24 protein-coding genes are annotated in these 23,781 nt (G+C 53.7%); 10 read left to right on the forward strand and 14 right to left on the reverse strand.

What is annotated here, in order from left to right:
- Positions 1-11: 11 nt before the first annotated feature.
- The 4 genes from IPH75_07440 to IPH75_07455 all read right to left on the reverse strand — a co-directional run bounded on the left by IPH75_07440 (position 12) and on the right by IPH75_07455 (position 3,997).
- Positions 12-911: a GNAT family N-acetyltransferase gene (locus IPH75_07440; protein MBK7141897.1), complete on the reverse strand. Its 900-nt coding sequence runs from the start codon at positions 909-911 to the stop codon at positions 12-14.
- Between the two features lie 30 nt (positions 912-941).
- On the reverse strand, positions 942-2,345 hold the full coding sequence (locus IPH75_07445) for a hypothetical protein (protein ID MBK7141898.1): 1,404 nt from the start codon (positions 2,343-2,345) through the stop codon (positions 942-944).
- A 5-nt stretch (positions 2,346-2,350) separates the two neighbouring features.
- Positions 2,351-2,539, reverse strand: a complete 189-nt coding sequence (locus tag IPH75_07450; protein MBK7141899.1) for a CPXCG motif-containing cysteine-rich protein — start codon at positions 2,537-2,539, stop codon at positions 2,351-2,353.
- Positions 2,540-3,808: 1,269 nt separating this feature from the next.
- On the reverse strand, positions 3,809-3,997 hold the full coding sequence (locus tag IPH75_07455; protein ID MBK7141900.1) for a hypothetical protein: 189 nt from the start codon (positions 3,995-3,997) through the stop codon (positions 3,809-3,811).
- Between the two features lie 521 nt (positions 3,998-4,518).
- Between IPH75_07455 and IPH75_07460 the strand changes: the two genes are divergently transcribed.
- Positions 4,519-4,914, forward strand: a complete 396-nt coding sequence (locus IPH75_07460; protein ID MBK7141901.1) for a hypothetical protein — start codon at positions 4,519-4,521, stop codon at positions 4,912-4,914.
- 193 nt (positions 4,915-5,107) lie between these two features.
- On the opposite strand, the gene IPH75_07465 is transcribed toward IPH75_07460, so the two are convergent.
- The 3 genes from IPH75_07465 to IPH75_07475 all read right to left on the reverse strand — a co-directional run bounded on the left by IPH75_07465 (position 5,108) and on the right by IPH75_07475 (position 6,401).
- Positions 5,108-5,323 (reverse strand): zinc ribbon domain-containing protein, encoded by a 216-nt coding sequence (locus tag IPH75_07465; GenBank protein MBK7141902.1) that lies wholly within the window; start codon positions 5,321-5,323, stop codon positions 5,108-5,110.
- A 247-nt stretch (positions 5,324-5,570) separates the two neighbouring features.
- On the reverse strand, positions 5,571-5,963 hold the full coding sequence (locus IPH75_07470; protein ID MBK7141903.1) for a DUF302 domain-containing protein: 393 nt from the start codon (positions 5,961-5,963) through the stop codon (positions 5,571-5,573).
- Positions 5,964-5,975: 12 nt separating this feature from the next.
- A complete protein-coding gene (locus IPH75_07475) occupies positions 5,976-6,401 on the reverse strand; it encodes an OsmC family protein (protein MBK7141904.1) in 426 nt (141 codons plus the stop codon).
- Positions 6,402-6,611: 210 nt separating this feature from the next.
- Between IPH75_07475 and uvrA the strand changes: the two genes are divergently transcribed.
- Both uvrA and IPH75_07485 read left to right on the forward strand, forming a co-directional pair.
- A complete protein-coding gene (gene uvrA / locus IPH75_07480; protein MBK7141905.1) occupies positions 6,612-9,515 on the forward strand; it encodes an excinuclease ABC subunit UvrA in 2,904 nt (967 codons plus the stop codon).
- A gap of 6 nt (positions 9,516-9,521) precedes the next feature.
- Positions 9,522-9,920 carry a VOC family protein gene (locus IPH75_07485; protein ID MBK7141906.1) on the forward strand — a complete coding sequence of 133 codons (399 nt, stop codon included), beginning with the start codon at positions 9,522-9,524 and terminating at the stop codon, positions 9,918-9,920.
- 5 nt (positions 9,921-9,925) lie between these two features.
- On the opposite strand, the gene IPH75_07490 is transcribed toward IPH75_07485, so the two are convergent.
- The 3 genes from IPH75_07490 to IPH75_07500 form a co-directional block, all read right to left on the reverse strand.
- Positions 9,926-11,425 (reverse strand): hypothetical protein, encoded by a 1,500-nt coding sequence (locus IPH75_07490; protein MBK7141907.1) that lies wholly within the window; start codon positions 11,423-11,425, stop codon positions 9,926-9,928.
- 62 nt (positions 11,426-11,487) lie between these two features.
- On the reverse strand, positions 11,488-12,042 hold the full coding sequence (locus IPH75_07495) for an ECF transporter S component (GenBank protein ID MBK7141908.1): 555 nt from the start codon (positions 12,040-12,042) through the stop codon (positions 11,488-11,490).
- Entirely contained in the window at positions 12,032-12,730 is a 699-nt protein-coding gene (locus tag IPH75_07500; GenBank protein MBK7141909.1) for a class I SAM-dependent methyltransferase, read from the reverse strand. Before IPH75_07500 ends, IPH75_07495 begins: the two co-directional genes overlap by 11 nt.
- A gap of 268 nt (positions 12,731-12,998) precedes the next feature.
- Between IPH75_07500 and IPH75_07505 the strand changes: the two genes are divergently transcribed.
- The 4 genes from IPH75_07505 to amrB all read left to right on the forward strand — a co-directional run bounded on the left by IPH75_07505 (position 12,999) and on the right by amrB (position 16,553).
- On the forward strand, positions 12,999-13,415 hold the full coding sequence (locus tag IPH75_07505; protein ID MBK7141910.1) for an NfeD family protein: 417 nt from the start codon (positions 12,999-13,001) through the stop codon (positions 13,413-13,415).
- Between the two features lie 26 nt (positions 13,416-13,441).
- A complete protein-coding gene (locus IPH75_07510) occupies positions 13,442-14,410 on the forward strand; it encodes an SPFH/Band 7/PHB domain protein (protein MBK7141911.1) in 969 nt (322 codons plus the stop codon).
- 77 nt (positions 14,411-14,487) lie between these two features.
- Complete coding sequence (locus IPH75_07515; GenBank protein MBK7141912.1) at positions 14,488-14,862, forward strand: hypothetical protein; 375 nt, start codon at positions 14,488-14,490, stop codon at positions 14,860-14,862.
- Positions 14,863-15,101: 239 nt separating this feature from the next.
- Positions 15,102-16,553 carry an AmmeMemoRadiSam system protein B gene (gene amrB / locus IPH75_07520; protein ID MBK7141913.1) on the forward strand — a complete coding sequence of 484 codons (1,452 nt, stop codon included), beginning with the start codon at positions 15,102-15,104 and terminating at the stop codon, positions 16,551-16,553.
- Positions 16,554-17,007: 454 nt separating this feature from the next.
- Here the strand turns inward: amrB and IPH75_07525 are convergent, their stop codons facing one another.
- Positions 17,008-17,358 (reverse strand): hypothetical protein, encoded by a 351-nt coding sequence (locus IPH75_07525; GenBank protein MBK7141914.1) that lies wholly within the window; start codon positions 17,356-17,358, stop codon positions 17,008-17,010.
- Between the two features lie 51 nt (positions 17,359-17,409).
- On the opposite strand from IPH75_07525, the gene IPH75_07530 reads away from it, so the two are divergent.
- From IPH75_07530 to IPH75_07540, 3 genes are read left to right on the forward strand one after another with little or no spacing between them, the layout of a single operon-like run.
- The gene (locus tag IPH75_07530; protein ID MBK7141915.1) at positions 17,410-18,396 is read left to right on the forward strand and encodes an SDR family NAD(P)-dependent oxidoreductase; all 987 of its coding nucleotides are present in this window, start codon (positions 17,410-17,412) and stop codon (positions 18,394-18,396) included.
- Positions 18,396-18,815 (forward strand): hypothetical protein, encoded by a 420-nt coding sequence (locus IPH75_07535; GenBank protein MBK7141916.1) that lies wholly within the window; start codon positions 18,396-18,398, stop codon positions 18,813-18,815. Before IPH75_07530 ends, IPH75_07535 begins: the two co-directional genes overlap by 1 nt.
- 14 nt (positions 18,816-18,829) lie before the next feature.
- The gene (locus tag IPH75_07540; protein MBK7141917.1) at positions 18,830-20,014 is read left to right on the forward strand and encodes an aminotransferase class V-fold PLP-dependent enzyme; all 1,185 of its coding nucleotides are present in this window, start codon (positions 18,830-18,832) and stop codon (positions 20,012-20,014) included.
- Here IPH75_07540 and IPH75_07545 read toward each other — a convergent pair.
- From IPH75_07545 to IPH75_07555, 3 genes are read right to left on the reverse strand one after another with little or no spacing between them, the layout of a single operon-like run.
- A complete protein-coding gene (locus IPH75_07545) occupies positions 20,011-21,138 on the reverse strand; it encodes a hypothetical protein (protein MBK7141918.1) in 1,128 nt (375 codons plus the stop codon). The two genes, IPH75_07540 and IPH75_07545, sit on opposite strands and share 4 nt — an antisense overlap.
- A gap of 7 nt (positions 21,139-21,145) precedes the next feature.
- Positions 21,146-22,918 (reverse strand): HAMP domain-containing protein, encoded by a 1,773-nt coding sequence (locus IPH75_07550; protein MBK7141919.1) that lies wholly within the window; start codon positions 22,916-22,918, stop codon positions 21,146-21,148.
- Positions 22,915-23,583 carry a hypothetical protein gene (locus tag IPH75_07555; GenBank protein MBK7141920.1) on the reverse strand — a complete coding sequence of 223 codons (669 nt, stop codon included), beginning with the start codon at positions 23,581-23,583 and terminating at the stop codon, positions 22,915-22,917. The genes IPH75_07550 and IPH75_07555 overlap by 4 nt, the downstream gene beginning before the upstream one ends.
- Positions 23,584-23,781: the final 198 nt, after the last annotated feature.

Genomic DNA, 23,781 nt, shown 5'->3' on the forward strand with positions numbered 1-23,781 from the left:
AAAAAGTCAGTTTAGAAGATCGCCAGATGGGTTGGGCAATAGCGTTGGAAGTCTGTATAGGATTTGTCTGACATAAAGACCGCGATCTCCCCCAGCCTGAACCCAGATTTGATCATAAACTGGTAGAGCGGGATATTTTCGGTCGGCACCCAGATCGAGATCTCTTCCTTTTTGGATGGATTGGTCCGACGGATCAATTCGGCAGCCGCTTTGACCATGTAGTCGTTATTGACCGCCCCGATCGGTCCGATCCCCATTTTCTTGTAAATCAGGCCATACGCGACCCGCTTCCCTTTGTCGCGGAAGAGGAACGGCTCAAAGTGTTCGTTACTGGTCCAGAATTTCCACTCGACCGCCCGTTCGTAGCCGCGGACTTTCTTTTCCAGCGACATGATCCATTTCAGGTCGGCCGCACTCAACTTGGTTGAAGCCTGAAGCCCAGTTGGCTTTGGCATCTTGATCTTTGAGGGATGTCGTCCCAGCCAGGCAAGCCCTTGAATCGGGACCATCCCGAACTGCGAGTAGATACCGACTGCCTGCATATTGTAAGAGAAAGTGCAGAGCGCGTGCGTCATTCCCGGCCTTTTCACATAGACCTTTTCGAGCAGTTTCCGCCCAACTCCCTTGTCCTGCAAGGTCGGATCGATGAACAGATACCCCAGATACCACTGCTTGCCGCGAAGGAGCGCATGCGTGTAGCCAACTATCTTATTCCCCTTCCAGGCGCACCAGGACCGCTCTCCATCAGTCGCGAAAAGATGTTTCTGCACCGGCGGAAGTTCCTGCAGGGGGAACTTGATCGGTTTCATCGAGTGCTTTTTCCGAAGATGATTGAATGATCTCTCAACCATCTTGAAAGCGGGGAGAAGGTCCTCCATGCGGGACCGTCGAATCTTGACTGCTGAACTCATGACTGCTCCTCTATCTTTCGGTCGGCCAGACTATCGACGCTGGTAGACCCGATATTCGGTGGTACGGTCGGAAAACCGCCTAAGTTCATGATATTGCACAAGAAAGTTCTCGTCATCAATAAACCTGCTGATGGGGGAGTCAATCGAGGCTACCAGATACTGCGGGCGGGTATCATTGACCAGATCGAAATAGCGCCCAGTCCGATTGTATTCCACCGCGATCGGCGAGACCAGCCCATCCCGGTCAAGTATGTTCCTCTTCGAGTAGTAGCCGATATACCCGATATCTTCCGCCGCGACAATCGCATCCGGAGGTGCTTGCGCAAATAAGTAAGTCCCGATCTCCCGATGCACGCGCTCGGTAGTCTGTTGCATCTCCCGGTAATAACTGACCTGCGTAAAGGCCAGCGCCATCAAACCGACCATGGCCGCCACACCGATCCAATCCCCCAGTTCGGCACTTCTCGACGGTGCGATCCGGATGCGGCCATAGAGGTAGTTGATCCCCGCCGCGACAAAGATCAGAAATACCGGATAGATCGGCGTGATATACCAATGAAAGAGATGTGTCCTGCTCAAGGAGAAGAAAAGGAAGATCCCAACCAGCCAGGTCAGTTCCAGTTGGCCGGCATTCTGCGACCGATTCAACTCCCACGCGCCAATCAGCAACAGGACCAGCGTGATCCATCCAAAGGGAGAAGAGAGATACAATAGATAAACCAGTGCCTCAGTCGGTGGCATAGTGCCGAACTGGCTATACAGCGCCAGTTTGGCAGTGACAGAGTGCGGGATGATCGAACCGAAATATTGCCAGGAGAAAAGGAGCCAGGGGCCGAGAATCATGACCGGAGTGAAGAGCATCCGAAGCCAGGATGACCTATCCTGCCAGAGATTGTAGGCCAGCAACAATCCCAACAGCCCGATCCCCTCAGGACGTGTGACCGAAGCAAGGGTCGCCATACCAAGCGCGTAGATACCTAACTTGCGATGCTGGAAATAGAAGGCCGAGATCACCAGAAGCGTAAAGAACGCCGTCTCCATCCCGGATATCTCCGCCGGAATGGACCGGGGGAATCCGATATAAAGCGCGGCCGGAAGGATCGCCAGATGCGTAAACCGAAGTGCCCGTGCGAACTTGTAGAGCACTACAGCGGTCAAGCCGGACGCGACCAAAGAGATAGCCAGCGCTCCCCAGATAACCGGGATACGCAGCAAAGTAGTGATAGCCAGCAGTAACGTGAAGAGCGGAGTGGTAGTCCCAAGGACCCGTTCGCCTATATTATAAACGAACCCATTCCCGAGAGCGATCTGTTCAGCGTACCGAAAAGTGATGAAAGCGTCATCGGCTGTGTAGCCGGTCAGGAAGTAGAACCCCAGTCGGGTCAGCAGCGCGGCGGCGAAAAGTCCAGTGCCGATAAGGCGAAGCCTGGACATAGCGCCTACCCTACATCTTCCTGATATACCTCGAGGTCGAACTCATTAGAGTGGTAATTAAACTTCGCGATAATGACGTTGGGTCGGCAGCAGACTGAGCAGTCCTGCACGAACTCCTGGTTATCACCCTCGAGCTGGTCGATCGTGATGTCGTTTTCTTCGCCACAGCAGGCGCAGAGAAAAAACTGTTCCATGGCCGGAAAATACGGTAACCGGTTCGGCGCTGTCAACGGCCAAAGCGCAAATGAGGAGAGAGAATTTTTCGTGCTGTCGATTGCGCTTGACAAATACAACGGAATTGGTTGGTGGAAATGCGGGGTCGTGATGTAGGTCGGGTTGAGCGGATTCACAAGCGAAGGCTTGAACTCAAGGATTCACGTAGCGAAGCCCGACAATTTCTTCCTGACCTACGACGCTTAGCCTGCAAGACGAAAAATGAGGACCACCAATTCAAAAACTGCGATGAACGCAAGAAAAACTAGGTAAGGTTTGAAATTGGCTAGTCTGTAGGTTTCTCCGGAAAAAACCAGACCGAACTTCTTGTCACTCTGTTGCGAGCTATACCGCCTGCCGAACCAAACGCCAACTACGGCAGCCGCGAACATTATCCAAAACAGCGATCCTTGAATCAGACTGTTATTCAATATTTCTTGTAAAGTTGGAGGCAGCCCGCCGAAGTCTGATCGGGCCAGGACATACATAAGACACCCAACTATAGAGACTGCTCGATGGAACTTGATGAGCAAGGAAGTGTCTACGGTTCTGCTCTCACCTTGTAGGCTGGTATTCATTAAGCTATCAGTCCTTCATAGTTCAACAATCTGTCGGGTTTCAGGCTTCGGTCAGTCTTGTGATGTCAGTCCAGACTTGTGAAGCCGCCTTCAACCCGACCTACAAATTTCTCATGTGCGCGCTAGCTTGCGACGTCATTGCGAGGAGCATGCGAGCGGAGTGAGCGGTCGACGAAGCAACCTCTCAACAGCTGAGTTGGTGCACCACTTCCAGGATCGGAACTAAAACCAATCCGGCTAAGATGTATCCCCGCGACCGTTTCATGTAATAGGGAGTCTTTCCCTTTGTTGCCTCCGAAGAATCTCCTGCTCTCTTAGCCTGAAAAGCGCAGATAGCCTGAGGAATCATCGTCCATAACATTATTGTTAGCAGGAGGCCAATCATAATAATAGTGATGCCGAATCGCCACTCAGGACTGCAGCAGAAGTCTGCACCTCGATGCCATAATGCGGCAAATCGAAATGCGAAATAAATACAAGGATACATAAAGACGTCAGCGAACTTGAATCCTGCATGTCCGACCCGCACTACGCGTGAATTGAATTCAATGGCCATCGGCCGCCCCTACATACTCGGCACCCAGATGTTCTTCGCCTCGATTATCTCTACCTTGTACGACAACGGCAACGCATCCACTGTCTCGGTGAAGAAAAACATCCCCTTATAGTTGGTCAGGTACTGATGTTTCTTTTCCAGAACCCGCCGATCCCATGTACCACCAGCCCATTCTCGAGCTTCCCGAGGATGCGCGTGAATTCTGTGGGATCGATCTTGACGATCGTTCCAATCGCTTTGGCCGCCTGAATAGCGGCGGCAGCCGCCGCAGCACCGGCTGTGGCAGAGTGTGCAGGTAGCATCATGGTATCTCCTTTTTGGAAGTGCCGTCGGACAACCGACGGATACAGGAGAATATACTACCGGATGTCCGGGATATTCGAGGAAAAAGGAGGGGGGAGTTTTCTTGATTTGTAGGTCGGGTTGAGCGGATTCACAAGAGGAAGCCTGGACTCAAGGACACACGGAGCGAAACCCGACACTCGTTTAGCTGAAAAGCTGTCGGGTTTCAGACTCAATTTGGTATAGAGCTCGCATTTCGGTCTTGTGAAGCCGTCTTCAACCCGACCTACCTAAACAGGCTCAGCGGATTCGAACCACCCAATGCTATTCCAGAGCCGGTGCCGAATAGACGACTTCTTGGGCCCATTTACTCCTTGACCAAGGTCTACCACCGGATATATTCCGGCGAGCGATGTCGAGTCGGACGACCCCGCATATTGGGAGCAAAACTTCACGACAGATCGACGATCACATTCGACCATACCGCTGTCAGTAACTTCATTGGTCGGGACACACAAATTCATTGTGGTAAAGGGAGTGCATTATGGCTCTACTTGTAGGAGCATTATTGGCGGCGGCAATAGCAGTCTTGGCGACCAGTGTCGGTTGGGATCGTGACCGATCCTTCTACGCAGTTGTGACCTTCGTCGTCGCTTCCCTTTACACCCTGTTTGCGGTGATAGGCGCTGACTCGAGCACGCTGCTGATAGAGATACTGGTTGGCGTGGTCTTTATTCTTGCGGCAGTTGTCGGCTATAAGAAGTCGCTCTGGATAGTGATGGTCGCCCTGGCGGGACACGGAATTTTCGACATTTTCCACGGAGCGCTCATCAACAATCCGGGGGTACCGGAATTCTGGCCGGATTTCTGTATGGCGTTTGATGTCTCCTTGGGCGCGTATTTCGCATGGCAACTTGGAAGCAAACGGATCCGAAGCTGATGAGATCATCCTAATTGAGCGATGTGGGAATGAGCCTGCCTCCACCCCGAGCAGTAGTGATTCCAATCTGTTTGGGGCTGATATTCCTAACAGAAATAGCTAGTGGAATAGTCTGTTGGCTGTGAATGATAGCAGTCGGATTTTCGTCAGTATTTCCATCAAGTGCGACCGCACTTGGTAAAAATCAACTCGCTCAGCTAAAGCCGCCGGAACCACAACCCGGGCGAGCGCAGGAGGGCATACTTGGCAAAGTGCCGCCTCCCGATGAGACTGCGGCTGCAAAAACCGACAACTGCTTTTCCGTCTTCTCGGATTTGCATTTCGGGCAGGGGACCTGCTCATCGGGCGAACCGACTAATTCATCAAACTTCGCTCCACAATCAGCACACTTGTACTCAAAGATCGGCATTCTTCTGCTCCGGTTCCTTCTCTCGCTTTTCCTCAAACGACATGACCGCACCGGCCACGATTCCCATGGTCGTCGTGATCCATGGGCTGCACATGATCTGTCAGGTGGAGCCGAACGCAGCGTAGACGTATGAGACAGCGAGTCCCAATCCACCGCCTACTGCCGCAAACAGCAAACCTCTGGTCAATCGTCGTTTTAGCATACTATTAATGTCGGCAGACAAAACCGCCGAACTGAATCCTCTCTTCTACTTGATCGCTTCGTTCATGATCGCGATCAAGCGATTCTCAACATCCTCGGCCAGCGCCTTAAACTCGGCTTGTGGCAACATCATGCTGATCATGGTCGGCTTGGCCAGGCTGACCATCGTTTTCCCCGCCTCAATATATACCGTATACCGGCAGGGCATAAACAGAGCAACATCCATATTGATCTGCAGCGCCTTATGGGCGAAACCGGAATTGCAGATCTCGATGATTTTCAGCGGGTCGCGATGTAACCCTTTTTCGGCCAGCGTCGCCTGAACATCGTGTGTATGCAGGATGCGGAACTGATGTTCCGGCACTATCTTCTCAAATGCCGCCACAACATCATCCATAGATTTGGCAGTCGTTTTGGTCAGGGCAAATTCCATATTCATGCGCGTTACCTCTCAGTCGGGGAGAATCTCAATTGATGTCGTTACCTTTACATTCTGTTTCAGCGATTCGCTCACGGTGCAGTATTTACTCTCGGAAAGTTCGACAGCCTGCTCCAGTTTGTGCAAATCCAGATTCTTCCCCTTGAACCGGTAAGTGACATTCACTGTTTCAAAATATTTCGGGAGTTCTTCGGTATCGCGTGCTTCAACCGATATCTCCAGCCCGGTCAGCTCTTGGCGCTGTTTTTGGAGGATCCGGACGACATCCACGCCAGTACATCCGGCGACTGCGAATAAGACTAACTCCGTTGGACGATAACCGGATTCATCCCCTCCCTTGTCTTTGGCGATATCGGTGGTGATGGAATGACCAAACGCGCTGGTGCCGGTGAATTTGAGGCCGCCCCCCCAGTTCATTTTCGCATGCAAGATAGCCATAGTTGTCCTTCTTTCTGGGAGAGAAAGTACGCTATTTCGGCAGAAACGCAACCCTAACAACGCCGCAGGGGTGGACAATATCCGTCTGAACTGATTGGTAAATCTGGTGTTACAGAGCGGACAAATGTGACACTGGAAACCGGAATCGGCCTTGGTGACCGGCCCGGTCGATGGTATATTACAGGTTGACCTTTTCCTGGAGCAAAAAGAATGGCTGGCAACGGCGACCGCTATCAAAAAAATAAAGAATTCCTGCATATCAAAGGGGCGCGCGAGCATAACCTGAAGAATATCGATGTCCGCATTCCGCGCGACACCATGACGGTTATCACTGGCCTCTCCGGTTCCGGCAAGTCCTCGCTGGCCTTTGACACGATCTACGCCGAAGGGCAGCGGCGCTATGTCGAATCCCTCTCCGCCTATGCGCGGCAGTTTCTCGGGCTGATGGAGAAACCCGATGTTGATTTCATCGAGGGGCTTTCTCCCGCGATCTCTATCGAACAGAAGGGGACTGCCAAAAACCCACGCTCGACTGTCGGCACAGTCACTGAGATCTACGACTACCTTCGACTACTCTTCGCCCGTATCGGCGTGCCGCACTGTGTTAAATGCGGACAACCGATCACCCAGCAGACGGTGGAGCAGATCGTCGACTCTATCCTCAGTTTCGAGGAAGGCTCCCGCCTGATGATCCTTGCGCCGCTCATCCGTGGCAAAAAAGGGGAGCATAAAGACATTATCGATGAAGCCAAGCGCGAAGGGTTTGTCCGGCTCCGCATCAATGGCGAGGTGGTCGAAACTGAAAACGATATCGAGCTGGAGAAAAACAAGAAGCACTCGATCGAGGCAGTCGTTGACCGTCTGGTGGTCAAAGCCAGTTCAAAACGCCGCCTGGCTGACTCGGTCGAGACTGCGCTCAAGATGGGAAAAGGGACAGTCCTCGTTAATATCAAGAACCAGGACCTGCTTTATTCCGAGCAGTTTGCCTGTCTTAACTGTAATATCAGTTACGAAGAACCAACCCCGCGCCTCTTTTCGTTCAACTCGCCATTTGGCGCCTGTAAGGTTTGTGATGGTCTCGGGCAGAAGATGGAGATCGACCCTGATCTGGTAGTTCCCGACCCGACACTCTCGATCGGGAATGGCGCGATCCACCCGTGGGGGGGCGCCGATATGTCCAACTGGTATCGGTATATGCTCAAAGGGGTCGCGGCTCACTACAATTTCAAATTCTCGACTCCGTTCAATCAGATCCCGGAGAAGATCCGCGAAGTAGTTCTGCATGGTTCCGGCAAGGAAGAGATAAAGTTTGAGTATGAACATGTCTCCGGCAAAGGTTCCGGCTCGGGCACCTACCGCTCCAAGTTCGAGGGAGTGATCCCGCATCTGGAGCGACGTTACCGGCAAACCGAATCCTCCGATGTTCGCTCCTGGATCGAGCATTATATGACAGTGTCGCAGTGCCCCGCCTGCAAAGGGGCGCGACTGAAACCGGAGGCTCTCGCGGTGATCATCGACCGTGAGACGATCGACTCGGTTTGTGACATGTCGATCAAGTCGGCCTTCAAGTTCTTCACCGACATCAATCTGACCCCGCGCCAGAAAACGATCGCCAAGCAGATACTCAAAGAAGTGAAAGAACGGCTCGGATTCCTCTGCAATGTTGGACTCGACTACCTGACACTCAGCCGTGCGGCTGCGACCCTCTCCGGCGGCGAGGCTCAGCGCATTCGCCTTGCCACCCAGATCGGTTCACGACTAGTCGGTGTACTTTACATTCTGGATGAACCCTCTATCGGCCTGCACCAGCGAGACAACCAGAAACTACTCGCCACGCTCTGCGAATTGCGCGATATCGGCAACACGGTGCTGGTGGTCGAACATGACCGCGACACGATTGAAGCCGCCGATTACGTGCTTGATCTTGGCCCGGGTGCAGGTGTGCATGGCGGCGAAGTAGTCGCCAGCGGCACCCCCGATGATATCAAACGGAACAAGCGATCGATCACCGGTCAGTATCTTTCCGGCACGCGGGAGATCCCGACACCGAAACGTCGGCGGGAATTTAACGGCAATGTCCTTAAACTGACCGGCGCCACCGGCAATAATCTGAAAGCAGTTGATACCGAAATTCCGCTCGGCGTTTTTGTCGCCGTGACCGGAGTCTCCGGTTCGGGTAAATCAACGTTGGTGAACGAAACACTCTTCCGCATTCTGGCGCGCCATTTCTACAATAGCCGGACCCCCTCTCTACCATACAAAAAGATCGAGGGAGTCGAGTTGATCGATAAGGTGATCGATATCGATCAATCTCCGATCGGTCGGACGCCCCGTTCCAACCCGGCAACATACACCGGCCTCTTCACCCCGATCCGCGATCTGTTTGCGACACTCCCGGAGGCCAAGGCGCGTGGCTATCAGCCGGGACGGTTCTCCTTCAATGTCCGCGGTGGACGGTGCGAAGCATGCGAAGGGGATGGGATCATTAAGATCGAAATGCATTTCCTCCCGGATGTCTATGTACCGTGCGAGGTCTGCAAGGGGAGACGTTACAATCGCGAGACGCTCGAGGTTGTCTACAAGGGGAAATCGATCTCCGACATTCTTGACATGACGGTCGATGAGGGAGTCGCTTTCTTTGAGCATATCCCGCGCATCAAAAAGAAACTACTGACTCTGCTGAATGTCGGGCTTGGTTATATCAAACTGGGACAGCAGGCGACCACCCTCTCCGGCGGCGAGGCCCAACGCGTCAAACTGGCGGCCGAGCTCTCCAAGATGGCGACAGGCAAAACGCTGTATATCCTCGACGAGCCGACCACTGGGTTGCATTTCGAAGATATCCGGATGCTACTCGAGGTCTTGCAGGAGCTGGTCAATCGTGGCAACACCGTGCTGGTGATTGAGCATAACCTCGATGTTATCAAAACTGCCGACTGGATCATCGATATCGGCCCCGAGGGCGGGGATGCCGGCGGTCGGATCATTGCGGCCGGAACTCCCGAGATGGTGGCGAAAGTAAAGGACTCCTACACCGGCCAGTTTCTGAAAGACATGCTGAAACCGACGAACGGCGAAAAGCCTGCGACCAAAGTGCTGACAAAATCGGCGTGACCTCTTATGTCAGCACGAGGTCAGCTTCACCACGTCGAACTTTATGTCAGCGACCTGGAACGGAGTAAAGCGTTCTGGGGTTGGTTGCTGCCGCTTTTTGGTTACTCCGAGTATCAAGTATGGGAGAGCGGGGTCAGCTATATCCTCGGCTCCACATATATAGTGTTTGTTCAGACCGAGCCTCGCTTCCAGAATATCCCTTATCACCGATGCCGAACCGGCCTGAATCATCTCGCCTTTCATGCGGAGAGCAGAGCCGAAATTGATACACTGACGGCAGAGCTCCGCAAACGGGGTGTCACCATCCTTTATGATGACAAGCACCCGCATGCTGGCGGTTCGGATTCGTATGCAGTCTTCTTTGAAGATCCTGACCGGATCAAAGTGGAAGTCGTCGCGCCGTAGTCGCGCTACTTGATCACCAGTACTTTGCGGGTCAATGTCTGTCCATCGAAGACCGCTCTGATCGTATAGATCCCCGATGGTGCATTTCTGCTTTCCCAATTCAGCATCCGCTGCTCCTGAAGGGACTGCTCGTCAATCAGAGTCGCGACGATCTTATTATTCTTATCCAGTATCTGGACAGTCAATCGACCGGGACGGGGAACCTCCACTGGTATGGTCAATCCATATCCCATGGCACTGGGGTAAAGCCGCAACATCTGAAAATTGACCGGTAACCCATTCTCCCCGTCTTCGGGTGTGTCGGTGGTCAGGTCCAGAGAGTAAAGAGAGAGGTCATTGCCGTTGACGCAGAGCAATCGCGGCACGCCATCATTGTTAGAAAGCACCCATTCGCGCGCGCCTTCGGGTATCTGGTCGAGATGCGAAGCCACTGTTCCGTCCGACAGTCGAAACATCGCCAACCCGCGTTCATCCATCGCAAAAAAGTGATCGACAAACCCCGGGATAAAACGAAAATCGTGATACTGCGCGTTCAGATCCCAGGACCAAATATGCTCCAGCGTGCCCGGGTTGTGCATCCATGAATAATTTAATGTCCGCCGATGCTGAGCCGTTGTATCATCGCCGCAATGAAATTGCCGATCCGCCTCGGTGATCATTTCCGTCTGAGTGATCCGGGAAGGATCAAAACGGCTGAGTCGAAGCACCGGGTCAATCGAATGAAACTGCGGCGGCAAAGCACCGCACGGATTGGGATAGACCAATCCAAACTTGCCGATCTTTCCATCAGGATCGATCGATATCACGCTGGCAGTTGAATTCAACTTGTGACTTGCAGAGTAGGGGATCTGAGAGCAGGGGGACGCTTCTCCCCAGATGAATCTACTTTTGTCGGCCAGACTGATAACGGATGGATTCTTAATCGAACGGTCGATACTCCATCCGATAGATTGCGGAAACGACCGATACAACCGCGAGAACCCAAGCGCCCTGCCGTCGATCTTCCCGGTATCTGCCGATATGAACAGCTCAGAGCGATGGTCTTTTCCCAGTTCAACTATTGCCAGCGTTCGGTTCGGAGCATCGCAGTTTGCAGCCGATGCCGGAAAACTAATCACCGATGAATCACGATACCCAGAGCGACCATCCAGCATGATCACCCGAAATCTGTTTTTGGTGGTAAGTCCGCATATCAGGTCGGGAATGGAATCCCGGTTGATATCTGCAAGGAAGATCTGTCGGCATCGTTCATATTGGCGTGCGACCGTCCGCGAAAACAAGAGCGAATCCCGCTCCACCGAATAAACGATCACCTGATTTCCGTCCGTCGCCAGGAGAATTGGTGCACTGCTGCTGTCCGGTTGGGCAAATGTAACCGTGGCTGCCTCTTTCAGTTTCGGGAGAGAAATCCGTTGCTCAAAACGAAATCCGATCCCTCCCTGAACGAGCGCAGGAAAGAAAAGTATGATACAGACAGTCAGAATACGGCCCCAGGCCCTTGGCACGATCGATCTCCTTGTCAGGTTGGGACTAAAGATAGCGTCGGGAGAGTAATCGTCCAGCAAAATCAGTGGAGTTCCGTACCGAAGCGGGTTCGCTTAAGCGCCGCCACCAATAACGGGATAATGACCAACTGCACCGCGATCCCCGGTAGTCCGGCAACCACCGCTCCGCCGGCAGAGAAAAACTGTGCCGCGGAATACGGAAGTTCCATGAAATTGCCCAGCAGCAACAATCCCAGCGCAAACATCAGCCGCCCAACGATCATCGCCAAAATCAGCGCGACATAAATATTGAAGTGCAGAGAGCGATACGTTATTCCGGCCACCAGACCGTACATCGGCAATTCCATCGACATCAGCGGGACCGCGTAAGTCGGCGGCATGCCGGTCAGGAGGAAAGAGAGCGATGGCGCGAGAAGTCCAATGATCAGCCCGGCGTACGGACCGGCGATAAATCCGGCGAGCAAGACCGGTATATGCATGGGCAAAAACAGCCGACCGCCGAGACCAAAGGCATGAAATCCAATCGGGAGAAGAACCGCTAACGCGAGGAAGAGAGCTGAAAAGGCGATAAACCGTGGGGCCGAAGTACGACTGCCTGGCGCAGGGTCACTTGGCATTGGTAGCCGAAGCAACATAGAGGTTGGGATGATCCTCTATCTGAATATCGGTGAAATGGCTCTGCTGAAACATCTGGCGCATCTTTTCGCCGGTTGGTAAGAGATCTTGGTCGACAGCGCCGCCAATCCGGTGATGGATCGCCGCGATCTCTTTGGAGGACTGCAGGTGAATGATATAGAGCTTTGCCCCGGTCTTGAGTACCCGATGCGCCTCATCGAGCGCCTTCTGCTGGTCAGAGAAATGCGGAAAGGCCGAAAATGCGACCCCCAGATCAAAGATCGAATCCCTGAACGGAAGGCTCGTGGCATCGGCATCCACCACCGACACATTCGCAAATGGAAAATTCCGGTGCGCCATTTCGACCATGGCGATTGAAAAGTCGACCCCCGTCACCGATCCCTTATCGCCCACTCTGCGACGCAACATATCGAACAGCACTCCGGTCCCACAGCCAAGGTCCAGGATCTCCATACCGGGCTTGACCGGAAGGTTCGCCACCAGGTGGGATAGCCGCTCCAAGTCTTCCGAAGTAAACTTCAGATCCCATTCGGCGGCGGCCAGATCGAAAAATTCCTGGTGTGGGTCGTGCATACTGACGCCAATTTGTCCGGAATTGTCACTTCTGTCAAGCTGATTCCCCCAGCGACATGACCATTTGAATTCTTTAAAGAACTTGATTGCCCGCATGCCACCTTCTCCCAAAGGGGGGGCCTCGAGAGGGGGTGGGGAATCCACAATTGCGCGGCAGACGTCCCCGTCTGCCCGTCTTGGTCTGTCCATCCGGGCACACCAGAGGTGTGCCCGCGCAAACGACTGGCGGTTTTAGTTGATTTTCACCCACATATAGTGGTGATTTTGTTCACAAAGAATCGCTGAATATTCCGCCCCTGGCTGAGTAATAGGCTGTGGTGGGTTACCACCAGCATCCCGATTGAAAGGAGTCTCTGTGGAAACCATGTTCTGGATATGGATGGCGGCGGCAGTCGTGTTCCTGATCATCGAACTGTTCACGCCAACACTCATATTCGTTTCCTTTGCTATCGCCGCGGCAGCCGCCGGGGTATACGCGCAACTCAATCCGCTGGAGTATTACTGGCAGATCGGGATTTTCATCATTGTGACGATCGTGCTGCTTCCGCTCAGCCGTAAGGCGGCCAAGAAGTTGATCAAGCCATCGGATGATTCCAATGTCGATGCCATGATCGGCAAAACCGCGCTGGTCACCGCCGCGATCGACCCCGACAACGGCGGCAAAGTCCGCTTTGAGGGAGAGATCTGGCAGGCAATGGCGGAAGAAGCGATCGAAGAAAACGCGAAAGTTCGGATCATCGCAGTCACCGGTACCCGTGTCCGGGTCCAGCGGGCTGTGTAAATAGAGAGTCACGAAAGGACAATCTCATGCAAACGGTGAATCCTGTTATCATATTTCTCGGCGTGACCGTCGTCCTGGTCTTCATCCTCGTCCTGATGTCGATCCGGATCATCCGCCCCTTCGAGCGCGGATTGGTCGAGCGGTTGGGCAAATACCAGCGGACGCTTGGCCCCGGCCTTAATCTGGTCGTCCCGTTTATGGATGCCGTCCTTAAGGTCGACATGCGCGAAGTGGTGATCGAGGTTCCGCCGCAGTTGGTGATCACGCGGGATAACGTCAATGTCGAGGTCGACGCCATCATCTACGCCCAGGTGACCGACCCGGCCCGCACCCGCTACGAGATCTACAACTATATCGTTGCCGCCACCAAACTGGCGCAGACCAACCTGCGTAACGTGATCGGCGAGATGGATCTCGATGCCTGCCTGTCGTCGCGCGACAAGATCAACGGGCAACTTCGCGATGTCATGGATACCGCCACCGACAAGTGGGGTGTCAAAGTAAACCGTGTTGAACTGCAGCGTATCGACCCGCCGGTCGATATCACCGAAGCGATGAGCCGTCAGATGAAGGCCGAGCGCGACAAACGCGCGACCATTCTCGATGCTGAGGCCTCACGGCAGTCCGATATCACCCGCGCCGAGGGTAAAAAGCTGGCGCAGGTGCTCGATGCCGAAGGATACGCCGCGTCGGTGAAACTTCGCGCCGATGCCGAGAAATATCGGCAGGTGACGGTGGCCGAGGGTGAGGGACAGGCGATCACGACTGTCTTTAATTCGATTCACGACGCCAAGCCGGATGCGGAACTGATCACGCTGAAATATCTGGAGATGTTGCCGAAGTTGGCTGAAGGAAGCGCGAACAAGATCTTCATGCCGTACGAAGCGAGCGGGATCATTTCTGCGCTATCGGCATTTGTCGAGGGAGTTCGCCCGACAAGCGGCACACCGACCGTGCCAAAAGCTGCCACTCCGCCTCCGCTCGCGAAGGGGTAGGCTCCAGATTGTATTTACGACGTAGCCCAGGTTCCGAATTCGCCGATGGCGAATGTGAGAACCTGGGTTTCCAAATTATGACCGGTATGCAATTTCCAGCCTCGATTCGAAAGGCAGCGCACACTTTACTGTGGATCGGCTTTGGATTGCTGCTCGCATTCTGGCTTCGCATAATCCTAACCTATACCCATGTTGTTCTTCCACTCACCTGTTCCGATGATGGCATGCTTCAGACGATCTGGATTGTTGGTCCCCTCATCATTGCTCTGTGTATTCCGGCCGTAGTTGACATCCTGGTGACACGCATTCGACAATTGGTCAAGACCGGCAGCATGATGGCAAACGATGACGCTTCGTTGTTTCCTGATGTGCGGAAGGCGAGATGCCTGCTATATGGACTGGCCGCCTACGCGGTGCTGGAGCTCATAAGCATTCTTATATGTGTGGGGTGATAGGCATGAAATGTCAGGCGCGCAGATAATTCGCTGCGCCTAGCTGGCGAACCGCGTCTGACCTACCGGATTACCATGAACCCACCCGTTGGGGTGGGGCACAGGGTAAAATGCCGTAGCAAAATCTGTCTATTTCTCCCCAATCCCCCCATTTGACTTCTCTCCCCCAACTAGTTAGCTTACCCACTGGATTACCGGCGAAATGCCGATATATTTGAAAACTGGAGATTGGAGATAAAGTGGACGTACGCAAGCCTGCTGTCGCCGGAACATTCTATCCGGCCAACCCGGTCGAACTGACCAAAACCATTGCCCAGCTTTTTGCCGAGGTCGACAAACCATCCATCTCCGGCCGACCGATCGGTCTGGTCGCGCCGCATGCCGGCTACCTCTATTCCGGCAAGATCGCGGCCCGCGCCTTCAAACTGCTCGAAGGCGAAGAGTTTGACACAGTCGTTATCGTCTCCCCCTCACACACCGTTTTCTTCAAAGGCTCCGCGGTTTATTCCGGCGAAGGCTACCAGACCCCGATCGGCGTGGTCGAGATCGACAAAGAGATGGCGACGCGCATCGCCTCCATGCACCCCTCTGTCTATTTCTCCAGCATGGGGCATGCTTCCGGTTCAACCCGCGGGGAACATGCGCTCGAGGTCCAGCTCCCCTTTCTCCAGATAGTCCTCGGCACTAAATTCAAAATGGTGGCGATCGTGATGGGGGACCAGGAGCCGGATTCGATTCGCGCCCTTGGCGGCGTACTGGCTACCACCCTCAAAGACAGCAACGCTCTGTTGATCGCCTCGACTGACCTCTCCCATTTCCATCCGGAGAAAGCGGCGCGGAAACTCGATTTCGCCATTCAGACCGCGATTGAAAAATACGATCCCGAACTGCTTATCGATACGCTAGCCTCCGGCAAGGGAGAGGCCTGCGGCGGTGGGCCGGTTGCCTCGGTGATGATGGCCGCACGTTTGCTTGGCGGCGCTGAAATGAAATTCCTGGAGTATGGTACTTCGGCAACGGTCACCGGAGATTTCGACGAAGTGGTCGGCTATCTCTCTGCCGCGATCATCAAGCAGGGGACACACCGGATCGGCCCTCGCCTGAAAAGAGATCTCGGTTCTCCGGCCAAGCGGGATAAGTTTGATGAACTGACCGATGATGAAAAGCAGTCATTGCTGACGATTGCGCGCGAATCAATTGCGGCGCGCCTGCGCAGCAGGAAATATGATGTCCCGCTTATCACCACTCTCGAAGATCGCAAGCAGGGGGTTTTTGTCACCCTCATGCTGGATGGTGACCTGCGCGGCTGTGTAGGACGGATCCAGGCGCGCGAGACTTTGGCCGATGCGGTGGCCGCGATGGCCGAAGCGGCTGCATTCGAGGATCCTCGGTTTGCGGAACTGGCCGAAGAAGAATTCGAGAAACTGCATATCGAGATATCTCTCCTCTCCCGCCTTGAGCGGGTGAAGGATTTTTCGCATGATATCGTGATCGGCCGCGATGGCCTGTTGATCAAACTGGATATGCACTCCGGGCTTCTCCTCCCGCAGGTAGCGACTGAGCACGGGTTCACAGTTGAACAATTTCTGGAGCAGACCTGCCTGAAAGCCGGCCTTCCGAAAAACGGCTACAAAGACAAGTACGCCGAGGTCTACAAGTTTTCAGCGATGGTGTTTGAGGAGAAGAAGTAGAACTGTTGCGCGGCAGACCTCCCGGTCTGCCCGTGGCTGACGGCAAATCCCTTCAAAGGGCAGACGAGGACGTCTGCCGCTCACATAATCCCTCATCCGGCCTCCGGCCACCTTCTCCCAAAGGGAGAAGGGAATTCTTTCGGGTTTTCAGAGCATTTTCATTAGCAGCAAATCTCCCCTCTCCCCTTGGGAGAGGGTGTCCGCCGAAGGCGGACGGGTCAGGGTCTTCACTAACGGGAATTGCAGAAAAACCTCCGTCGGTTCTCGACTCCGCTCGAACCGACGATTATAAATGCAATCTTCACCCTGTCGCTTCGAGCGAAGACGAGAAGCGAATTGATCCTCCCCGCACAGATACTAGGAAAACTCCAGCATTTTGCATCTCAAAAAGACTCCCCTCATGAAAACCGTACCCCACCATTTATGGTGGGATTCACAATAACCGTCCGGACCCTCACTCCACCGGCACCTGCACGTAATTCAACCCATAATCCGCCGGTAGTTCATAATCGAGATAAAACCGAAATGACTCGGTGTGCAGGTCGTGGAAAAGCACAATCACCTCGACCGTGAATTTCCCCCAGGTATAAAACTGCTCCGTAAAGCCCGACTCGCGGTCATCATTATGCCGGATCGGCTCCGCGAAAGTCTCATGCAACCGATACTCCACCATCCGGATCTCATCGAGCAGATCGGGCGGTTCATCGACAAATATCGCCAGATGAAAGTGCTTCTTTTTCCCGGGTCGTTGCTTGTATTCGATCCGTCCCTGTGGGTCGGTCACCAGTCGATAGCCGAATTGCATGCGGCAATATAACCTCTTGTCGGGCAGCGTACAAATCTGTACATTCGCCGCATGGCGACGAAATCCATCCTTATCACCGGCGCTAACGGTTTTATCGGCTCCCGCCTCTGTCTGACATTCCTGCGACAGGGGTTCAGGGTGATTGCCGGTATCCGGCAGAACTGCGACCGTCGCCTTCTTGACGGCCTGGCGGTTACCTACCGCTACGGCGATGTTACCGACCCCGCGTCACTCGCCGCGATGGTCGCCGAGGTTGACTACGTCATTCACAACGCCGGTGTAGTGAAGTCAAAAAACCGCGACGGATTCTTCCATGTCAACGGTCAGGGGACTGCCAACCTAATGGCCGCCGTGGCCCGCAATAATCCCAATGTCACTCGCGTGGTGTACGTCTCATCACAAGCTGTGAGCGGCCCGTCCATCAATGGGCGACCGGTCGCCGAGTCGGATGAACCACATCCGGTGACCACCTATGGCGAATCCAAGCGCGCCGGCGAAGAAGCCACCACTGCTTACAAAGACCAACTTAATGTCGTGATCGTCCGTCCATCCGCCGTCTACGGACCGGGGGACAAAGAGGCATTCAGCTTTTTCAAGCTGGCCAACATGCGGTTGCGAGTATACTTCGGCGATGTCACCCGCAAAGTGCAGATGGTCCATGTCGATGACCTTTGCGCCGGGATCTCACTCGCGACTCTCAAGGAGACCCGCTCCGGCTCAATATATCATCTCGCTGAAAAACAGGCATACACGATCAAAGACTTGGTCGACCAGATGAAGGATGCTGTGGGGAAAAAGGCGATGACCATATCGGTCTCAGGCTCACTTTTTCGGCGGATCGCCGCTATCTCCGAACGGGGCGCACGACTGGTCGGAGCGACGCCAATGCTGACGGTCGAGAAATGCAATGAACTGCTGGATTCCTGGGAAGTTGATGTTCGCAAGGCCAAAGAGGATCTTGGCTTTGAATCGACCATCCCGTTCGCCCAGGGCGCCGCGGAAACATACTCCTGGTACAAAGAACATGGGTGGCTTTGATGGTATCGTTTGAACTTCTGATCTACTGCGCCGGGATCGGCGGCATCTATCTGCTGGTTGTTTCTCTCCTCTTTGATTTCCTGGAGAAACGGCTCAAACTGACTACCGGCATTCCAAAAGAGATGCTCGAAGAAGAGGGATGTCTCTGGACCGGCATGAACTTCTTCATGGAGATGCTTTTCTACGTCATCATTCCGTCTGTCGCCTATAGTTTCTTCTACCTGATCCTGCCGTTGTCCGGCGCCAAAGCGGGACTTGGCTCGGCACTTTTTGCCTTTATCCTTGGCGCCGCCCCGGTCGGCATGCGGCTTTCAGTCCGGATCAAACTCCCCATGTCCTACGTACTTTATATCATGCTGATGCATATCGTTAAGCTTGGGGGATCGTTGGCGATCATCGCCCATTTGTACACGCTCTAACCTGATGCAGCGATATGCCGACTCCCACACCTGAACAGATCGCCGAAAAGTTCGCCTGGGCTCGTTCACTTTTTCCACATACCTCGTCCGTCACTTATCTTAATACCGCGTCCTATGGTCCTATCTGCACGCCGATCAAAGAGGCGATCGACGAGAATATGGAGATGCGACTGACCTGCCGCAAAGATGACACCAAACTGGCGATGGCGGCCGCCGATGAACTTCGCCATGACTACGCAGCTCTGATCGGAGCGGAAACTCGCGAGGTCGGCATCGGGCTGAGCACCACTTTTGGTATCAATATCGCCGCGTTTGGATTGCCTCTCCAACCGGGAGATGAAGTTTTGCTCTCCGATGTTGATTTTCCCGTCAATATCTACTGCTGGCGAGCGGCGGCCGAAAATAAGGGGCTGACGCTCAAATATGTGCCATCGCATGACCGCATGTTCAGCACCGATGAACTGGTTAAGGCGATAACTCCCAGAAGCAAAGTCCTCGCAATTTCATACGTGCAGTTCTTTAATGGATTCAAGTGCGATCTGGTAGAGATAGGGAAGATCTGCCGTGAGCATGGGCTCTATTTTGTCGTCGATGGCATTCAGGGGATGGGGGCTGAACCGATTAATATGAAGCAGGCTAATGTCGATATCTTTGCTGTTGGTTGTCAGAAATGGATGTTATCCCCGCAGGGCTCCGGTTTCTTTTACATCTCCGACCGCATTCGATCGCAGATGAAGATCCCGTTTGGCTCCTGGCTCGGCGTAGATTGGGGAGGACAATACTCCGACCTATTCCACTTCGACAAGCCCTGGCTGAATACCGCCAAGACATTTGAAATGGGGTATTATGCGGTCTGGAATATTCTCGGCATGAAAGCGGCTTTGGGGATATTCAAGCAACTGGGTATTGAAAACATTCAGCGCCACAATCATGCACTGCTCGATCGATTGATCGCTTATTTGAAAACGAATCCGCTGTATCAGATCACATCTTCGCTGGAAGAAAGGCACCGCTCATCGATTGTCAGCTTCACCGCGCCGAAGGTACCGGTGTTGCACCGCAAGATCCTGGATGCCCGCATCACGCTGGTGCAACGAGAAGGCTCAATCCGGGTTTCTGCCCATCTGTTTAATAACGAAGCTGATATTGACCGACTGGTTGACCAGCTCGAGCAGTACAGCCGAACTTTCAGCTCTTAAAAGCTGATCGACAACTGCATCGCGTACAGGTCGACATCCAGCTCACTATTCATCTCACATCGATTCAACTGCGTAACCAGCTTGAGCAGTGCCTGACGGTTCAACCGATGGCCGATACCGAATTCGTATCGCTTCAACGGATAATCCCACTTCTCTTCGCTCCCCGATTCAGTCGTCACAGTTCCTGGCTCGAAGTAATCGTACCGTCCGGCAAGGTACCATCCCGGCGCCAGTTTGTACTTTGCCTCGAAATAGCCTGAGGTGACAGAGAGGTCCGGAAGGTACGGGTGTTCCCACATCGCCCAGTAACTCTCCGAGAATACTTCGAGATATCGGCTTGACCAGTAGAAATCATACCCTGCCCCCGCATTCATATAATCGACATACTCATGCCCCTCAGGGATCTCATCGCCATAGACATACTCGGAAAGATAGGGACCATAAAATCCGGCCGCCCCGATCATAAAGCCGGGATTGAAATAGTAATTGAGCTTACTTGTCACCTGGGGAACGTCTTTGTACTGCTCAAGAGTCGGCAACGAAACAGCGCCGCTGAGCAGCGAAAGCGAGTAATCCAGCTTGCCAACCGAGCCATACATTTCGGCGCCGGTATTCCAACAGGCATCGTAAACCACCGGCAGACCCAGATTGTAGCGGGTGTCGCGGCGGCCCAGCAGTTGCGCAACCGACCGCATCGAATCGGAAATGAACCCAACCAGATTGGAGTGATGATTAAAGACGAGCGGCGTGCCGATCAACGGATTTTTGTCGCTATAAACGCGTGCGCCGAACGAACCAACCGTCGTCGGAATGTACCCCGCCTGCAGATTAACATATTTTCCCGCAAGATTGGTGAACCGTATGTACGCCCCGTATATGATCACCGAGTTGTTGTCGGTCATCAGTTGCAGAAAAGCCGAACTGTTCTCAGAAAGTGTAGCGTCAAAGAAGAGTCGAGTGCGCAGCGTGTGGAATGGCGAGTGCTTTTTGAAGGTGATATTAGTGTAATCGTCATTGTCGGCATTCTTGAAAACGATATCCGTCATGCCGCTGACAGACAGATCCGCCGAGACCGGCCAAGCCGACAGGAGGATCAGGCCGAGAACCATGAAAATCCGATACATGTTTACCTCACGCTAAAACAACGTCATCCGTGCGCGCCGGGCTGGTCAACGCACGGGGGAGAGCGACAACAAAACAACTTCCCTGACCCGGCGCGGATACTACCGAGATCGCGCCGCCGTGGTCATCTACTATTTTCTTGGTAATGGCGAGGCCGAGGCCGGTCCCGCCTTCTTTATTGCTGGTGACAAATGGTTCGAACAGATGCTCTCTGATCGCCTCGGGGATCCCCGGCCCATTGTCCGCGATCTCAACCTGCAATGAACTCTCGGTCAATCGCCAACTGATCTCAACCTGATCTCCGGGTTTGAGCGCCTCCCGAGCATTATTGAGAATATTATCAACGACACGGCGGAAACGATTGGGATCGAGCGTCAAAGTGACATGCGGGCTGCTGGTGATCAGGAGTTGTATCCCTGCGGCCTGGTATGCGCCGCTATGAAATTCGCGTATCTCGGCGAAGTAAGTCGTCAAGTCAACCGGCGAAAGATCGAGCCGGCTTTCGCCACGGCTGTAGTCGATCACATCACGCGCCAGATCAACCATGCGGTCGACCTGCCCCTGAATTGTCCCGCAATATGCGACCAGCTTGTTATTGGCGGGGTCCTTTCGCTGGATCAGTTCGACTGTCCCGCGAATAACCGCCATCGGACTCTTGAAATCATGAATAATGCCTGTCGCCAGTTTGCCGATCGCCGCAAGCCGTTCCGAACGAAGTGAGGCATCGTACGCTTTCTCGATCTCTTCGCGGTGTTTGGCGATCTGTCGCCTCATCTTCTCGAATTCTCCCGCGAGAAAGCCAAGTTCATCCTTGGATAGCGGCTCGATCTGAAACTCCGTCTGGCCGGAGGCGATCCTTTCGGCGGCCTGCACGAGATTGGTTACTTGTCTGCCTATCTGACGAGACGTTACCAGGTAGATCACCAACATCGCCAGTAACCCACCGCCTGCGGCAAAGAGCAGCAGATACGTAGTTATCTCGGATTTGATTGGATCGATATGTTCATCCAGCGACCCAAGAAAAGTCACAGTCGTTGCACTCCCTAAACCTGAAGAGCTGGACAGAATTATCTCCTCATCCTCGATCGACAACGTACTGAGCAATTGCTGATCAGTGGCCAGTTGCTGCAGTTTTCCCTGTCGCTCGAGTGTCGCGATCAACGGCGAACTGCTGTGGCCAATTATCCGGCCCGCATGTGAGATAATGACATCAAAGCCGGTCAGTTGTCGAAGGTCCGCCGCCAGTCCCTGCGAAATGGAATTTCCGGTGACCAGCCACCCAAGCCGAAGACCATCCGAGGTCGTCACCTGGCTGATATGCAATTCGTAATTCAGACTATCCGTTGTCAGGAAGTCTGTCTCCAGCTCAAGCAAATTGGTCAGGCGACGCGACTGCAGTTGACGAGTTACTGACGTTGGAAGGCTATTCGTTACATAGGAGAGTTGTCGATTGAGGTCGAAGTAGGCAAGAAAGTCGGCATCGAGATGCTCTTCGTACGCCGGCAGTTCGATCGCGATCGTCCCGGAGTCTTCCGTTGCCAGCGTCGCCAAAAAGCGGGGCGAAGTCAGGACCGCTTCCAGTTCGCGGCTCCGGGTATAGCGATGCAGGTCAGTGTACTGCTCCAGCACTACCTGCGCACGGCTGAAGCGCTGGCGGAACATCTCCACCAGTCCTGACTTGACCACATGCGAGGTGATAACCTGCGAGCCTATGATAAACGCGGTAATGATAGCCGCTAGGAAAAGCAGATAACGTTGTGTCAACGTAAGCGCAAACTTCATTCGATCTCCAATTGGATCGATTCACTCTCCACCACCAGCGGCTGGCTGATCTCCGGCTGATTCTCCTGCCAGACATGCAGTTCATATTTGCCGGGACGAACATCGGTAAATGAAAAATTCCCCTTGTCGTCCGAGGTGACACAATACGGAGTCTCCAGCACATGGATGTAAGCGCGCATCGAGTAGTGAATCTCACAGAAGACTTTGATGATCCCCGGCTTGTCGAAAGTCACCTCGGCGGTCTCTCCCTCCGGATATCGCCCGAGATCGAACTTCCGCGGCTTGGAATACGAGAAGACATTATGAAAGAAAGGATCCTTGTTGGGAAATGAAACCGTCGTACCAACCCCGACTGCCAATACGGGAGGTTGAAACATCATATCCTTTTGCGCCATGCTCGGCATGACCGCCGGTTGTGTGACGGGCGGCAATGAATCACCGGTCAGCCAGACCACCGAATAGAGGCCCGGATTACAGGCACAGGTGGAAGCATTTCCATCAGATGTTGGCGCGGCAGCAGTTCGACCGCGATACCGGTCGGCTGAACGGGTCGGCGCCGGATCGGCCGGTTTCCGCTTCACCACGCCGGATACCTCTGCTCCAATCAGACTACCGGAACAGAAAAGCAGCAAAAGGAGAGTCAGGAATCTGTCTAATCTCTTCATTATATAGCCTCTTGAGAACTGTATCGGGAGGAATGTTGAAGAGTTTAGCTACAAAATAGTACACATTCGCGTAATGCGCTGCAAGGTATATTGTTAGATTAGGCATAATGGTTATGCACGGTACATAAAATCATGTTAACAACTTGGTCCTGGACGGGCCGACGAGCCAACCGAGACCGACTACTCCTTATTGAAAGA

The organism is bacterium, from assembly GCA_016708025.1.
Classification (GTDB): domain Bacteria; phylum Zixibacteria; class MSB-5A5; order GN15; family FEB-12; genus FEB-12.

Bases quoted from the DNA above. Each gene is read 5' to 3' on its own strand.
- IPH75_07440 (MBK7141897.1), bottom strand. From the start codon at position 911: ATGAGTTCAGCAGTCAAGATTCGACGGTCCCGCATGGAGGACCTTCTC.
- IPH75_07445 (MBK7141898.1), bottom strand. From the start codon at position 2,345: ATGTCCAGGCTTCGCCTTATCGGCACTGGACTTTTCGCCGCCGCGCTG.
- IPH75_07450 (MBK7141899.1), bottom strand. From the start codon at position 2,539: ATGGAACAGTTTTTTCTCTGCGCCTGCTGTGGCGAAGAAAACGACATC.
- IPH75_07455 (MBK7141900.1), bottom strand. From the start codon at position 3,997: ATGATGCTACCTGCACACTCTGCCACAGCCGGTGCTGCGGCGGCTGCC.
- IPH75_07460 (MBK7141901.1), top strand. From the start codon at position 4,519: ATGGCTCTACTTGTAGGAGCATTATTGGCGGCGGCAATAGCAGTCTTG.
- IPH75_07465 (MBK7141902.1), bottom strand. From the start codon at position 5,323: ATGCCGATCTTTGAGTACAAGTGTGCTGATTGTGGAGCGAAGTTTGAT.
- IPH75_07470 (MBK7141903.1), bottom strand. From the start codon at position 5,963: ATGAATATGGAATTTGCCCTGACCAAAACGACTGCCAAATCTATGGAT.
- IPH75_07475 (MBK7141904.1), bottom strand. From the start codon at position 6,401: ATGGCTATCTTGCATGCGAAAATGAACTGGGGGGGCGGCCTCAAATTC.
- uvrA (MBK7141905.1), top strand. From the start codon at position 6,612: ATGGCTGGCAACGGCGACCGCTATCAAAAAAATAAAGAATTCCTGCAT.
- IPH75_07485 (MBK7141906.1), top strand. From the start codon at position 9,522: ATGTCAGCACGAGGTCAGCTTCACCACGTCGAACTTTATGTCAGCGAC.
- IPH75_07495 (MBK7141908.1), bottom strand. From the start codon at position 12,042: ATGCCAAGTGACCCTGCGCCAGGCAGTCGTACTTCGGCCCCACGGTTT.
- IPH75_07500 (MBK7141909.1), bottom strand. From the start codon at position 12,730: ATGCGGGCAATCAAGTTCTTTAAAGAATTCAAATGGTCATGTCGCTGG.
- IPH75_07505 (MBK7141910.1), top strand. From the start codon at position 12,999: ATGTTCTGGATATGGATGGCGGCGGCAGTCGTGTTCCTGATCATCGAA.
- IPH75_07510 (MBK7141911.1), top strand. From the start codon at position 13,442: ATGCAAACGGTGAATCCTGTTATCATATTTCTCGGCGTGACCGTCGTC.
- IPH75_07515 (MBK7141912.1), top strand. From the start codon at position 14,488: ATGACCGGTATGCAATTTCCAGCCTCGATTCGAAAGGCAGCGCACACT.
- IPH75_07525 (MBK7141914.1), bottom strand. From the start codon at position 17,358: ATGCAATTCGGCTATCGACTGGTGACCGACCCACAGGGACGGATCGAA.
- IPH75_07530 (MBK7141915.1), top strand. From the start codon at position 17,410: ATGGCGACGAAATCCATCCTTATCACCGGCGCTAACGGTTTTATCGGC.
- IPH75_07535 (MBK7141916.1), top strand. From the start codon at position 18,396: ATGGTATCGTTTGAACTTCTGATCTACTGCGCCGGGATCGGCGGCATC.
- IPH75_07540 (MBK7141917.1), top strand. From the start codon at position 18,830: ATGCCGACTCCCACACCTGAACAGATCGCCGAAAAGTTCGCCTGGGCT.
- IPH75_07545 (MBK7141918.1), bottom strand. From the start codon at position 21,138: ATGTATCGGATTTTCATGGTTCTCGGCCTGATCCTCCTGTCGGCTTGG.
- IPH75_07550 (MBK7141919.1), bottom strand. From the start codon at position 22,918: ATGAAGTTTGCGCTTACGTTGACACAACGTTATCTGCTTTTCCTAGCG.
- IPH75_07555 (MBK7141920.1), bottom strand. From the start codon at position 23,583: ATGAAGAGATTAGACAGATTCCTGACTCTCCTTTTGCTGCTTTTCTGT.